Below are 15056 nucleotides of genomic sequence, written 5' to 3' on the forward strand. Positions count from 1 at the left end.
ATTATCAAACCTGTATCTAACTGGCGGCAACTACCATATTTTATGCAATCATTTGGTTTGACCTTTGCAGTATCTAGGGGTAATTTGAATGGTTCGGGTGCATATATATAACAAAAAATTCCCCGAGTAGTATTTTAGTTATAGTTTATGGAGTCGTGTATGAGCTTGTATCACCCCAGTTTCGAGCGAGACAATTGCGGTTTTGGCCTAATAGCCCAGATGGACGGTGAACCCAGCCACCGCATAGTAAGAACAGCAATTCAGGGGCTGGATCGTATGAAGCACCGCGGTGGTATTGCATCCGACGGTCGCACAGGTGATGGCTGTGGCTTACTCATGCAAATGCCCGTTAAGTTCTTTGAAGCGGTTGCCGCAGAGAATGATTGGCATTTGAGTCGGAAATTTGCGGTCGGTGTATTTTTCCTCAATCAAGATGACAAATTAGCTCAAGCAGCCAAAGAACTTCTTGAGCGTGAGCTAGAAAAAGAAACTTTAAGTGTTGCCGGCTGGAGAAAGGTCCCCGTCAACCCTGAGGTGTTAGGTCCTATAGGTAAAGCGAGCCAGCCACAAATTTACCAGGCACTGATTAACTCCCCCATAGGTTGGCGGGAGAAGGATTTAGAACGTCGTCTTTATATGGCCAGACGACGTTTGGAGCAGCAACTGACTCACGATGAAGAGTTTTACGTTGCAAGTTTATCTGGTCAGGTAATCGTCTATAAAGGCTTGATGATGCCGGCGGATCTACCGGAATTTTACCTCGACTTAGCCGATATCCGTCTCCAAAGCTCTATCTGTCTATTCCACCAGAGATTTTCCACTAATACATCACCTAAATGGCCCTTGGCTCAGCCTTTTAGATATCTGGCCCACAACGGCGAGATCAACACCATAACCTGTAACCGTCAATGGGCACGTGCACGAGCCTACAAGTTCAATGCGCCTCTCTTGCCTGATCTTCAGCAAGCGGCGCCCTTCGTCAATGAAACGGGATCGGACTCCTCTTCTCTGGATAACATGCTGGAGATGTTACTCGCCGGCGGCATGGACCTATATAGAGCCATGCGCTTGTTGATCCCACCAGCATGGCAAAGTAACCCGGAAATGGATGAAGAGCTCAAAGCCTTCTACGATTTCAACTCCATGCATATGGAGCCTTGGGATGGACCCGCTGGGATAGTGATGACTAACGGTAGGCATGTGGCCTGCGCGGTCGATCGCAATGGCCTGCGCCCATCACGCTATGTGATTACCAAGGATAGAATACTCACATTGGCCTCCGAAGTCGGAATATGGGACTACGCTCCAGACGAAGTCGTCGAAAAGGGTCGAGTCGGCCCAGGTGAGCTACTGGTGCTCGATACACTCAATGGTCAGCTGTATTCTTCATTTGAGATAGATAACGACCTTAAACGTCGCCACCCATACAAGGAATGGATGGCCAAAAACAGTCGCACCCTGACACCTGCAGAAGATTTACCCAATGAGGCACAGGGAGTGAGTGAATTCAGCGATGAACAACTGCTGCAATATCACAAGCAATTTGGCTATTCGCGGGAAGAGTTGCAAGATGTCATCTGGGTCCTCGCCCAAAAAGGCGAAGAGGCCACGGGATCTATGGGTGACGATACGCCTATGGCCGTATTGTCGAAGAAATCCCGTACTATATACGACTATTTCAGACAAAAATTCGCCCAAGTCACTAACCCTCCCATAGATCCATTGAGAGAGAAGCACGTGATGTCTCTCACCACATGCGTCGGCAGAGAGCAGAACTTATTTAATGAGACGACTGGGCATGCCTATCGTGTCATGTTTAACTCACCGGTATTACTTTACAGTGATTTCAATCAGCTCATGGCCTTGGACTCTATGTATTATCGTGCCAACACCATAGATCTGAACTATGACTTGAGTGAAGGATTAGAGCAGGCAATCACTCGAGTCTGTGACGAATCCGAGAGACTGGCCAGAACAGGAACCACCCTACTCATCTTATCCGACAGAGCCACCGACAAGTCTAAACAGGTTATTCCTGCTGCCATGGCCGTAGGGGCCATACAGCACGTACTCGTCAACAAGAGTCTACGTTGTGACACCAATATCGTGGTTGAAACCGCGACCACGAGAGATCCGCATCATTTTGCCGTGCTGCTCGGATTCGGTGCCACAGCCATCTACCCCTATCTGGCCTATGAATCTATCTGCGCCCTTGCGAGGAAGAGCAATATTGCCGACACTCGCAAATTGATGCTCAATTTCCGTCAGGGCATCGATAAGGGTCTGAGAAAGATCATGTCGAAAATGGGCATTAGCACAGTTGCCTCATACCGTTGTAGTCAACAATTTGAGGCCATAGGCCTGGCAAGCGAAGTTGTTGATCTCTGTTTCAATGGCGTGATAAGCCGTATCCAAGGGGCCAGCTTTGACCTGCTTGAGCAAGATCAGGTCAAGCTGCATAAAATCGCGTTCCAGGCACATCAGCCTCTCAGCCAAGGGGGATTGTTAAAATATGTCGCAGGGGGCGAGTATCACAGCTTCAACCCAGATGTAGTCAACACGCTTCAGGCTTGCTTGAAAGACAAGGATTACCCCACTTATAAGCGCTTCACCGAGCTGGTAGACCAGCGTCCGGTCGCGACACTAAGAGATCTCATCGAAGTTAAGGGAGAGCTGCCAGCGGTCGCACTAGACAGTGTCGAGCCGGCCACTAATTTATTCACCAGATTTGACAGTGCGGCCATGAGTATTGGCGCACTCAGCCCTGAGGCGCACGAAGCGCTCGCTGTTGCGATGAATCGACTCGGCGGCCGTTCTAACTCGGGTGAAGGCGGAGAAGATCCACGTCGTTTCAACACCGAAGGCAACTCCAAGATCAAGCAAATAGCCTCTGGGCGCTTCGGTGTCACGGCCCATTATTTGGTTAATGCCGAAGTGTTACAGATCAAGATCGCCCAAGGGGCAAAACCCGGTGAAGGCGGTCAGCTCCCCGGTGATAAGGTGAGCGTCGAGATCGCGGGTCTGCGTAACGCCAAACCAGGAGTCACATTAATATCGCCACCACCGCACCATGATATTTACTCGATTGAAGACTTAGCCCAGCTGATTTTCGATCTTAAACAGATTAATCCTAAGGCGCTGATCTCGGTTAAGTTGGTTTCAGAGCCTGGTGTTGGCACCATAGCCACTGGAGTGGCCAAGGCTTACGCCGATATGATCACCATCTCAGGTTACGATGGTGGTACCGGTGCCAGCCCAATCACTTCCGTTAAATATGCCGGCAGCCCGTGGGAGCTAGGACTTGCCGAAGTGCATCAGTCTCTGGTGAAGAATGGATTGCGGCATAAGATCCGCCTCCAGGTCGATGGGGGGTTAAAGTCGGGCAGAGACGTCATCAAGGCAGCCTTATTAGGCGCGGAAAGCTTCGGTTTCGGTACTGTGCCTATGATAGCCCTAGGATGTAAATACCTGCGTATTTGTCACCTCAACAACTGTGCCACAGGCATAGCAACTCAGAATAAACAACTCAGAAACGAGCATTATCACGGCCTTCCCGAGCGTGTGATGACCTATTTCGAGTTCGTTGCCAGAGAGATTCGCGAAGAGATGGCGGCCTTAGGCGTCACCGAATTTGAGCAACTAGTGGGTCGCAGCGACTGGTTACATGCACTAGAAGGCGAGACTCCCAAGCAACAAGGTCTCGACTTAAGCCCTATCTTGTACACCCCAGAGGTCCCAGAGGGCAGCGCTGTCACCTGGAAAGAACTCAATCCACCCACAGATATTGGTAAGCTAAACCAAGAGATCTTAGCCAAGTGCAGAGACGCCGTTGAACAAGGCGAGTCATTCTCGGCTCGCTTCGAAATAGGCAATATAGACCGCTCTGTTGGCGCTGCACTGTCGGGATTCGTGGCCACCACTATGGGTAAAGAGGGAGCTAAGGCCCCCATTCGCCTGCAATTTAATGGCAGCGCGGGCCAGAGCTTCGGTGTTTGGAACAGTCCTGGCATAGAGCTAACTGTCTGTGGCGATGCCAACGATTATGTCGGTAAGGGCATGTCTGGCGGTAAGATCACCATACACCCTCCTCTGGGTAGCAACTTCCAGAGTGAGCGCTCATCGATCATAGGTAACACTTGTCTCTATGGCGCTTCTGGCGGCAAGTTATTTGCGGCCGGTATCGCCGGTGAACGCTTCGCGGTAAGAAACTCAGGAGCACTTGCAGTCGTTGAAGGCCTAGGCGATAACGGTTGTGAATATATGACTGGCGGAATTGTCCTGGTGCTGGGTAAGACAGGAGTTAACTTTGGCGCGGGTATGACAGGAGGTTTTGCCTATGTCTTCGACCGTTTTGGCCGCTTTAACCGCAGAGTCAACACCGAACTGGTCGATACTCAAAAACTCGACTCCCCCATACATCAACAGCACCTGAAGGGTCTCATAGAGGAACACCTGGCAGAAACGGGCAGTGAACACGCAAAAATGCTGTTGAATGATTTCGAAAATTGGCTCGACTGCTTCGTGTTAGTCAAGCCTAAGAATATCCCGGTCTCGGATCTATTGAGACTCGAGCAGCAACAACCTGAACTAAAAGTGATCGCGGGGTAAATAATATGATGAAAAATGAGGTTGAATTTATCGTGATCAGGCATAAGCAAACAGAATTACACGTTACTGCTGGGGAAATAACGCGATGAGCAATGATTTTCAATTTATCGAAGTCGATCGTATCGATCCGGTGAAGCACCCGGTAAAGCAGCGCGCCACTCAATTTATTGAGATTTATCAGCCGTTCGCTCAAAGCCAGGTAAAAGAGCAATCGGATCGCTGTCTCGATTGTGGTAACCCTTATTGTGAATGGAAATGCCCACTGCACAACTATATCCCTAACTGGCTGAAACTGGCTAAAGAGGGACGTATATTAGAAGCAGCAGATCTGGTACATGAGACTAACACCTTGCCTGAGATTTGTGGCCGAGTCTGCCCACAGGACAGATTATGTGAGGGCGCCTGTACGCTCAACGAAGAGTTTGGCGCCGTGACTATCGGCAACGTAGAAAAGTACATCACAGATACCGCCATCGAACAGGGCTGGCGTCCAGACTTGAGTAAAGTCGTGGCCAGAAAAGAGCGCGTCGCCATAGTCGGAGCCGGACCGGCAGGACTGGGCTGCGCCGACATCCTCGCCCGCAACGGTGTCCAGGCCGTGGTATTCGACAAGAATCCTGAGATTGGCGGCCTGCTCACCTACGGTATCCCGGCTTTTAAACTAGACAAGGCCGTGATGGCGACTCGCCGCACGATAATGCAAGGCATGGGCATCGAATTCAAGCTGGGGGTGACCATAGGTAAAGACCTGCCATTCGACGACTTAATCAATGATTATGACGCCGTGTTCATCGGCATGGGAACCTACACAGCCATGAAGGCAGGCCTGCCTGGAGAAGACGCCCAAGGTGTCCATCAAGCGCTGCCTTACCTGATAGGCAATACCCATCACATCATGGGTACCCAAGATGCTCAATCACCTTACTTGAGCCTTGAAGGCAAGCGGGTCGTGGTACTCGGTGGTGGTGACACTGCCATGGATTGTGTCCGCACCGCGATTCGTCAGGGGGCCAAGGAGGTCACTTGTGCCTATCGCCGTGATGAAGCCAACATGCCGGGTTCTCGCCGCGAGGTGCAAAATGCAAAAGAGGAAGGCGTCAATTTCCTCTTCAACAGACAGCCTGTATCTATCGAGACCCAAGATGGAAAAGTGACCGGTATCACCTGCGTCAAAACCCAGATGGGCGCAGCCGATGCCAGTGGACGCCGCCGCGCCGAGGCAGTAGCTGGCAGTGAAGCCTTACTCGAAGCCGACGCCATCATCATCGCCTTTGGTTTCCAGCCCAGTCCAGCTAGCTGGCTCAAAGATCATAATGTTGACCTCGACCAATGGGGACGTGTGCTGGCACCCAAAGCTGCCGATAATCCATTCCAAACGACGAACCCTAAGGTGTTTGCCGGCGGTGATATGGTGCGCGGATCAGACTTAGTCGTGACCGCTATCGCCGAGGGGCGAGATGCGGCACTGGGGATCCTCAATACCTTTGAATGAAGTAAAATATAGCAACATAACCTAATGTAATACCGATGGGTATTAACAAAGCTTTGCTTGTGATTTGCACATCGATTGATGTGCTTTTTTTTGCCTTTCAAAAAGTGAGTGTTTTACATTATTAATGCGGTGGCTATCAACAAGCAACTAGCTATGGCTCCTCACTACCTAGCAGGTATAAAACTAAAGCAACAGCTTACGCGTAATTATCATCCGCTAATTTAATCGTTATTTTCAAATACTGGCTTTATGAGTAATATCTATAGATCGCCATCTAAATAACACTCAAGCAGTATTTGAGTAACCCGTTCATCAGGATGGTTACATCTAGCCTGATAAGAAAACAAAATCAAAACAGTAACTCCCTCAGCTACCATTATATGTAGCGTGTACCAGATGACTCGATAACAATGTAGAGCGAATTAATTTAAAATTCACTATTTTATAATCTTTTTCCCGGGTAAAAATCGCATACTGCATATGATGACTCAAGTTTGAAGTCATTATCGATTAGGGTTTGATCGGCTTATAGAAGAGGGATTTTAATCAGAGAACAATTAAGGTATCAATAAAGTTTATGACTACAAAAACAGCAACGAGTGCAGCAATTCTACTCTTCATATCGACTAACGCTTTTTCACATAATCATGATAAACCAAACCTAGATCCGATTGAACAGCTTCAAAAGAGGCTTCAATTCTGTGCTAATGTGCCACTGGAAAAAAAATGTTTACAAGCTTGTGATGGTGCCCGAGGCACTGATTCTGAAGCAATCATGTGCGATGTGATAGATGACTTGATGGCCGATGGAGAAAACTCCAGCGGAGGCTCTCTCGATATTTTAAGATATACCATTAAAGGATTGGAGATATATCAAAAAGATGAACAGACATCCCCTAACCTTGCTGTAGGCAGCCACAGACGCCTGTATGTAGAAGGCACCTTCATGGACCGTTCTAAGAGGGATATTTCTAAAGCAGTAACATGGACATCATCGGATAGTATTTTAATAGTGGATGCCCCTTTAACAGGGAAAGACCTATATATGACTCATATCAGTACTATGCGTGCTGTTCGTCCAGATGCCGATGCATGGGTTGAAGCAAAATGGGGGAATAAATCTCAGAGGTATTTCCTTGAAATATTACCTGTTAATCTAGGTGCCGAATGCGCCACTTTGCAAGTACAAACCGATATTGAAGGAGTTATCACGACGTTTGCTTGTCCTGAGACTTTTGAATTTGGAACTTCAGGCCAAGGAGATGGTTACAAATACTACAGAAATGAATCGATCAATAAATACACCAGCATCTATCTGATGACAACCAAGCGCATGGACTTAACCACGGCCAACGAGTACTGCGCTGCACAGGGTTATCGTCTGCCGACAAGAACCGAGCTTACCACACTCGCAGATGAGATGACGACCCCAGGCTACTTCAATGTTACTAGTAGCGTTTACGAAGCCGAATCTACCTTGGGTCCCACTGTGAATTATGGTTGGTCGGTAGATGAATTTTATTGGTCAAGTACGCCATCGCCACTAGATGATGGTGATTTTATGACAGTGGGTTTACAGCTGGGTGGAGGTATGAAAACGGCGCCATCAGATCTCAGAGAAGTGACTTGTGTCATTGATTAGTTCTGATTGATAATTATTATTTAAGTATCAGTCAATTCCCTCTCACCTAGTCTGGGGGTTGACTGAATTGAGACCTACCTCCAACCGATTCACCTAGCCTAATACCATATAATTTCTCCAATTCATTTGTTAATATTGATCTTAAGTTTTCAAACTTAACCGAGTCTGGCTAAAATTAAGGCCTAACCTAGGAATGTATTAATGTTTGTTCACTCAATTTCATTACCCCATGTTATATTGGCGCCCATTAACTTCCCAACGTCAACATAAATTAAGGTCATTCAATGAAATTTGGTATTTATACTAGCCTACATCGAATTTGGCTTAACGAATTTAAGGTTACTCAATGAAAATCGGTATTATCGGCGCAATGGAGCCAGAGGTTGTTCATCTTATCGCTGCTATGTCGTCTGCACAGTCACAGACGATTGCGGGCATCGAGTTTATCCAAGGTACGCTAGATGGCACCGAGGTGATCGTCACCCGCTCCGGCATAGGAAAAGTCGCCGCCAGCATCGCCACCACCTTACTCATCGAGAAATATGCTCCCGATGCCGTGATCAATACCGGCTCAGCCGGTGGTTTCGTCGATGAACTGGCTATCGGTGATATCGTTATCTCCACGGAGGTCAGGCACCATGATGTTGATGTCACCGCATTTGGCTATGAGATAGGCCAGATGGCCAGCCAACCCGCCGCTTTCGTTGCCGATGAGAAATTAATACACGCAGCTAACAAGGCGGTTGCCAGTCTTGACGATGTGAAAGCCATCCAAGGTTTGATCTGTACCGGTGACAGCTTCATCTGTGATCCTGAGCGTACTAAGACCATGCTCAGCCATTTTCCGACCATGGCAGCTTGTGAAATGGAAGCTGCCGCCATAGCTCAAGTCTGCCACCAGTTTAAGGTGCCTTTTGTGGTCATTCGCTCACTGTCAGATAATGCCAATAATGACTCTCCGGTCGATTTTGACGCTTATCTAGTCAAGGCGGGCCGCCAGTCAGCCTTGATGGTGATGGCTTTACTGAAACAATTATAAATACGAGTGTTTATGACTAATGTTTTTAGAGTTTAGTCATTACTAAAAATCCAGCAAGGTCATTATCATGGTTCCAGAGTTTGCCCAACTGCTGCTCAACGACAGTGTGTTTTATCAAGGAGCCATGATCCTTCTTGTCAGTTTATTACTGTCTCGCCTAGCCTCACTGCCCAGAGAATTTCAGCCCATAGCCTGGTTCGGCTTGCTTGCTAAGGAATTAGCAAAAAAAGTGGCCCACAGTAACCGGTCGCCCTCTCAACAAGTTATTGCCGGCACCATGGCGACAATTCTCTTGATATTGCCTTTCTGGGCCATCATCTACTTCTTGTTACAACTTGCCGCCTTCCCCTGGTTTTTCGAATTTATCATTCTCTATATCTGCTTAAATGATGACAATTTTAAACAGGTCGCCGCTGAGGTGAGGCAGGCATTGAGCAGAGAAGATAAAACTGGCGCCAGACAGTTACTCACTGTGTGGTTAAATCGGGATACTCAACAATTAAGCAGTGTTGGCATAAGCAAGGCGACCATAGAAAAATTGGTCACAACACCGGTTTACGGCACAGTTTCAACGATAATGTTTTTTAGCATCGGCGGTGCGCCTCTGGTACTCGCCACACGAATGATAAAGAAGCTTGAGCTATGTTGGCCGGCGATTAACCCTAAATTTAAGCATTTCGGTCAACCGATTTACCTGCTTAGCACCGCCTTGTTTATCGTCCCTAGCTGGCTGTGGAATTTCACCCTGGCGATTCAAGGTGGTCCTAACAGCATACTTTTGCTGTTTAAACCCTTATCTAATAAGGGCTCACTCTATAACTGCACTAACACCTGTACGATAGCCGCATCCGTGCTTAAGGTCGAGCTGGGAGGGCCGATGAAGTTTAACAAGCAGCGTATCGAAGTCACCAAGCTGGTTTATGGCCCGAAACCCGACAGCCAGACTATCTCTGCAGCCATAAAATTAGCCAGCACTGGGTATACGCTCTGGCTCAGTTTTTTGATCCTCATCCCACTGATTTGGGCTACACTGCGCTATTTGCAGACTTAAGTGCCCTGCAGTCTAGACATATATTTATCCATAGGTATCATTCCTAGCATAGACTCAACACACTCCGACATAGGCCATAAGATTTGTTCGACAATATTCATGTATCTTTAACGACTCCCGCTTTGCTATTCCCGGCAATTTCCTTGCTGTTGCTGGCCTACACCAACCGATTCTTTGCCCTAGCGGCCCTGATAAGAAGCTTGAGCAGTGACGGCAAGCCAGTTCATAGTGAGCAGTTAAGAAACTTACGTCGGCGCATCAGTATCATCAGACGCATGCAAGAGGCCGGTGTCATGAGTTTCGCCCTGTGTGTACTCTGCATGATCTTCATCTATGTCGGACTCAATAAAACCGGGTCTTTTGTCTTCGGTTCTAGCTTACTCTTACTGCTCTATTCACTGCTGCTGTCAGTGATTGAGATCCGCATCTCGGTCGATGCGCTTAACTTACACCTGAAAGAGATGGACACATGATTGAGTGGCTCTACGTCTTCGATTTGTGCGGCACCGCCGTTTTTGCCCTCTCGGGTGCGCTAGCCGCGGGGCGACACCGCATGGACCCTTTCGGAGTCATAGTACTGGCCTCAGTCACCGCCGTCGGTGGCGGTAGCATACGCGATGCCCTCTTGGGGGCGACGCCGGTATTTTGGATCCGCGATCCCAACTATATCATCGTCATCTTGATCACAGTGATATTGACCTTGCTTCTGGTGCGAAGGCCTAAGAAGGTTCCACAGCAAACGCTGCCCATAGCCGATGCTCTGGGCTTGGCTCTATTTACTGTCATTGGCGCAGAGAAAGCGCTAAACCTGGAGTTAGGTGGCATGATTGCCGTAGTAATGGGCTTGATAACTGGCGTGGGAGGAGGCATTATTCGAGACTTGCTATGCCGTCAGGTCCCCATGATATTGAGAACCGAGATCTATGCTACCGCATCTATCTTAGGTGGGATCTGTTACAGCGTCGGCATCTATTTAGGTGTCGATAATATGCATGCGGTGCTAGTCGCCATGACGGTGGCGCTTTGCATCAGACTCGCCGCCATTAGATGGCACCTGTCTCTGCCTGCATTCGATTTGAAGAAAAACTGAAAGAATTAACTATGACGATCTTACGCTACCTTTGCCTTGTTCTTGCTTTTATCTGCTTACCTTCGGTAGCCAACACTGGAGAGATGCCACTCGAACAACAATTGGCGGTAAAGTATATTCGAGCCGTCACAGATCACGATTACAAGGCATTATACGCCTTCTATGACAGAGATAGCGTCTTCAAAGACAGAACCGCAAGCAAGACCTATACAGGCCGCAGGTATATCATTAACTTTCTGAGACGCGCCCATCAGGGCGTGCTCGAATACGGCTTTAATATCGAACATATGTTTAACTCTGGCTCTCTGGTCGTGATGATAGGCAGCTATCACTACAAGGGACCCGGAGATCAATTTGGTAAACCCGGTAAGATTATCGAGTTGGCAATCCCGGGTGTCACCACGGTCAAACTCGATATGGATAATCACAGGGTCGAGGAACATGAAGACCTGATGGATTATCAAACCATGGCCGATCAGCTCGCAGTGCAGTAGATCCGATTATCATAAGGCTCGGCGATTAACCCAGTTTAATCCTGCCGAGCCTAGACTAGCCCCTATGCTCAGCATGCTTCTAAGCTCGCTTTTCATCCCAATTCACGTGTTCAAACCCACCAGGAAAGTTAACTGGTCATATTCACCCAGCCTCTCGATCGGAGAGTTTCATTGAGTGAAACCTCGCCCTTTTTTGCAAGCTCGCAGCCGCATCTACACCCGCTGTGACTTCGAGAAAATTATCTGTTCGATTTAGCTTTGCTAATTGTCGAGACCTAAGGTTCGGCATTGCCGCAATTCAATACTTGTCCAGTTGCTTGGGCGAGTCTTCGAATGAAGACAGATTACATTTTCTGTTTTAGCTTCTGGCTGAGTGGGTATTGGCCAGTGTTTTGAAGGTCGTACCTTCATTGTTATCTATAGCCTGCAGTGAGTGCAGGGTCTTGTATGTTCCAGGCATACAGGAGTCAGATGAGCAGTCCCCCTTGCCCGATTCTCAGCAACACAAGGGGGCAGGCTCTGGACTTTCACTCAAGCCTAGCTTCTGCTGGGTTTTCGTATGACAGCAAAATATGGGATCGACAATGAAAATCCCCTCCATGTACTAGTATTGATACCAAACAATGCGCAAAAGTTGTGGGGTCGATTTATGGAGCCAACTCAAGATTCGCCAAGCAAGGTACCGTTAATCAACGATGATTTTTTAGGCCACCCTAAAGGATTATATGTCTGCTTCGCCACCGAGATGTGGGAGCGATTCTCCTTCTATGGCATGAAATACCTGCTACTTCTTTACCTGACTAAATATCATCTGTTCGCCGACGGTGCGGGGCTGGAAGTATTAGGTTCTTACGCAGGCCTGGTCTATTCACTTCCTGTCATAGGTGGACTGTTGGCCGACAGGTACCTAGGCATGCGCAAGGCGGTCATATTCGGTGGTATTCTCCTGTGCATGGGACACTTCTTGATGGCAGTAGAAGGACACCAAGCGGTACAGTACGCCGCAGGGAGTCAACTTAGCGCCGATATCACCCTCAATGACGGTAGCGTCTTACTCGCAGGTACTGTGCTGTCCGAAACCGTCCAGATCCGCGATCTGGCCGCACTCAATGTTTTTTATCTGGCGCTGGCATTGATCGTCGTCGGCGTCGGCTTCCTCAAGCCCAACATCTCCACTATCGTCGGTCAGCTCTATGATAAGGATGATCCCCGTCGAGAGTCCGGCTTCACCATCTTCTACATGGGGATCAATATCGGCGCCTTCGCCGCAACGATCATCTGCGTCTACCTGGGGGAAAACTTCGGCTGGGGTTACGGCTTCGGCGCAGCCGGGGTCGGCATGTTGCTAGGCCTGTTTACCTTCCTCAAGGGACAGAAACACCTCAGAGGCCTGGCAGAGCCGAACGATCCTAGCCTGCTTAGGGAGAAGGTGATATGGCGCTTGAGCCGGGAACACCTCATCTATCTGACCGCCCTGCTCAGCTTATCCATGTTCTGGTTTATCATCCAACATGAGCCCGTTGTATTCGCCGCCCAGCAGGTATTATTACTAGTTTCAGGCGCCGGCCTGATTGGCTACGCCGTCTTAAGAGGCACCAAGGAGGAAATGCACCAGATGATTGTATTGATGGTCCTCATCGGCTCCACCATAGTATTTTGGGCCTTATTCGAACAGGCTGCAGGCTCCATGACCCTGTACGCCGATCGCGTGGTCGACAGAAATCTGGGGGGCATAGAGATAGCCGCGGGGCAATTTGGCTCCCTCAATGCCGGCTTTATCATGCTGCTGGCCCTGCCCTTCGCCGCATTATGGGTCTGGTTGGATAAACACCAGTTAAACCCCAATATCCCGGTCAAGTTCGGCCTGGGGATCATTCAGGCGGGTCTAGGTTTCGGCGCTCTGGTCATAGGAGCCTGGTACCCTAACGAGGCTGGGCAAATCAGTCTCTGGTGGTTGGTGCTGGCATACCTGCTCCACACCACAGGCGAGCTCTGCCTGTCACCGGTCGGCCTGTCTGCCGTGACTAAACTGGCCATTCACCGAGTCGTGGGCCTGTCCATGGGAGTCTGGTTTCTGGCCACGGCCCTGTCTGAAACCGTCGCCATGCGCTTGGGGAAACTGGCCGCCATAGACACATCCGAGCCTCAAAATATGGACATAAGTCAGGCCGTCAGCACTTACACTCAACTGTTCGAATTCTTGATGTGGACGGGTATAGGTTGCGGTATCTTGATGCTGCTCATCTCTCCTATCTTGAAGAAATACATGCACGGGGTGCGTTAAGCAAGAGGCGAGGGATGGATCGAGAAAGACGAGCGCTAATGCAGCAGCCTAGGCTAGGCTAGGGGCGGACAGGGTTCTAAATGGCATTAGCAAAAGCCTCTAGCACCTGAGTCCTAGAGGCTAATAAGGTTAAACCAAGGTCACCTTGGCAAACTTACGTTTACCGACCTGGAAGACACCGCTCGTACCGGCAGTTAACTGCAGGCGTGTGTCTTCAATCTTCACGCCGTCTATCTTGGCCGCGCCCTGCTTGATCATACGCATGGCGTCCGAGGTCGACTTGACGAAACCTAGCTCCTTGAGCAAGTTGGCGATGGCGATACCTTCACCCACACTCAGTTCAACCTCTTCAATATCATCCGGGATGGCGCCCTTCTGAAAACGATTGATGAACTCCTGATGGGCAGCTTCGGCAGCGGCTTCATCATGGAAACGAGCGATGATCTCTTTCGCCAAGGCTATCTTGATATCACGGGGATTGGCTCCGGCTTCGATATCGGCCTTAAACTGCTCAATTTCACCGAGAGGGCGGAATGACAACAGCTCGAAGTAACGCCACATGAGCACATCTGAGATAGACATGATCTTACCAAACATCTCACCGGCAGGCTCACTCACACCAATATAGTTGTTTGCAGACTTGGACATCTTCTTTACGCCGTCCAGGCCTTCAAGCAGTGGCATCATGATAACGGTCTGAGGCTTTTGTCCCTCAGATTTCTGTAACTCGCGTCCCATCAGCAAGTTAAACTTCTGATCGGTACCACCCAGTTCGACGTCAGCTTCCAAGGCTACCGAGTCATAACCCTGTAGCAAGGGATACATAAACTCATGAATGGCTATCGACTGACCCGAAGCATAACGCTTCTTAAAGTCATCACGTTCCATCATACGCGCAACCGTTTGCTTAGACGCGAGACGGATCATGCCCGCCGCGCCCAATGGTTCTAGCCAGGTCGAGTTAAACACTATGCGCGTCTTGGCAGGATCCAAAATCTTATAGACCTGCTCCTTATAGGTTTCAGCGTTAGCGAGTACTTGCTCGCGAGTCAGTGGAGGACGAGTGCTATTCTTACCACTGGGATCGCCCACCATGCCGGTGAAATCGCCGATCAGGAAGATCACTTCGTGACCTAGCTCCTGAAAAGTGCGCATCTTATTTAAGATCACTGTGTGACCAAGATGAATATCCGGCGCGGTTGGATCGGCTCCAAGCTTAATACGTAAGGGACGTCCCTCTTTCAATTTTTCCAGCAGATCCGCCTCGAGTAATATCTCATCGGTACCGCGTTTAATCTCTGCAAATGCTTGGTCTAAATCAGCCATCTCGCCAACTACTCCTAGGAGCTCATTCAA

Annotated in this window: 10 protein-coding genes; 9 read left to right on the plus strand and 1 reads right to left on the minus strand. The window is 49.1% G+C overall.

The genetic code is table 11. From position 1 onward, the window contains the following. Positions 1-159 precede the first annotated feature (159 nt). The 9 genes from gltB to HRU42_RS07850 all read left to right on the plus strand — a co-directional run bounded on the left by gltB (position 160) and on the right by HRU42_RS07850 (position 13700). A complete protein-coding gene (gene gltB / locus HRU42_RS07810) occupies positions 160-4608 on the plus strand; it encodes a glutamate synthase large subunit (protein ID WP_295030048.1) in 4449 nt (1482 codons plus the stop codon). 85 nt (positions 4609-4693) lie between these two features. Beyond that, entirely contained in the window at positions 4694-6100 is a 1407-nt protein-coding gene (locus tag HRU42_RS07815) for an FAD-dependent oxidoreductase (protein WP_295030050.1), read from the plus strand. Positions 6101-6677: 577 nt separating this feature from the next. Beyond that, a complete protein-coding gene (locus HRU42_RS07820) occupies positions 6678-7742 on the plus strand; it encodes a hypothetical protein (RefSeq protein ID WP_295030051.1) in 1065 nt (354 codons plus the stop codon). A gap of 346 nt (positions 7743-8088) precedes the next feature. Next, positions 8089-8781, plus strand: coding sequence for a 5'-methylthioadenosine/S-adenosylhomocysteine nucleosidase (mtnN, locus tag HRU42_RS07825; RefSeq protein WP_295030053.1), 693 nt, complete (start codon positions 8089-8091; stop codon positions 8779-8781). A gap of 67 nt (positions 8782-8848) precedes the next feature. Next, positions 8849-9832, plus strand: coding sequence for a cobalamin biosynthesis protein (locus tag HRU42_RS07830; protein ID WP_295030055.1), 984 nt, complete (start codon positions 8849-8851; stop codon positions 9830-9832). Between the two features lie 95 nt (positions 9833-9927). Continuing rightward, the gene (locus tag HRU42_RS07835; RefSeq protein ID WP_295030113.1) at positions 9928-10305 is read left to right on the plus strand and encodes a DUF2721 domain-containing protein; all 378 of its coding nucleotides are present in this window, start codon (positions 9928-9930) and stop codon (positions 10303-10305) included. Beyond that, the gene (locus tag HRU42_RS07840) at positions 10302-10922 is read left to right on the plus strand and encodes a trimeric intracellular cation channel family protein (RefSeq protein WP_295030056.1); all 621 of its coding nucleotides are present in this window, start codon (positions 10302-10304) and stop codon (positions 10920-10922) included. The genes HRU42_RS07835 and HRU42_RS07840 overlap by 4 nt, the downstream gene beginning before the upstream one ends. An 11-nt stretch (positions 10923-10933) precedes the next feature. Further along, positions 10934-11416, plus strand: a complete 483-nt coding sequence (locus tag HRU42_RS07845; protein ID WP_295030058.1) for a nuclear transport factor 2 family protein — start codon at positions 10934-10936, stop codon at positions 11414-11416. Between the two features lie 649 nt (positions 11417-12065). Then, complete coding sequence (locus tag HRU42_RS07850; RefSeq protein WP_295030115.1) at positions 12066-13700, plus strand: peptide MFS transporter; 1635 nt, start codon at positions 12066-12068, stop codon at positions 13698-13700. Between the two features lie 129 nt (positions 13701-13829). Here HRU42_RS07850 and tyrS read toward each other — a convergent pair whose 3' ends face one another. Beyond that, positions 13830-15026 carry a tyrosine--tRNA ligase gene (tyrS, locus tag HRU42_RS07855; protein WP_295030060.1) on the minus strand — a complete coding sequence of 399 codons (1197 nt, stop codon included), beginning with the start codon at positions 15024-15026 and terminating at the stop codon, positions 13830-13832. Positions 15027-15056 lie beyond the last annotated feature (30 nt).

The sequence above is a fragment of the Shewanella sp. genome (assembly GCF_013214165.1).
Lineage (GTDB): Bacteria > Pseudomonadota > Gammaproteobacteria > Enterobacterales > Shewanellaceae > Shewanella.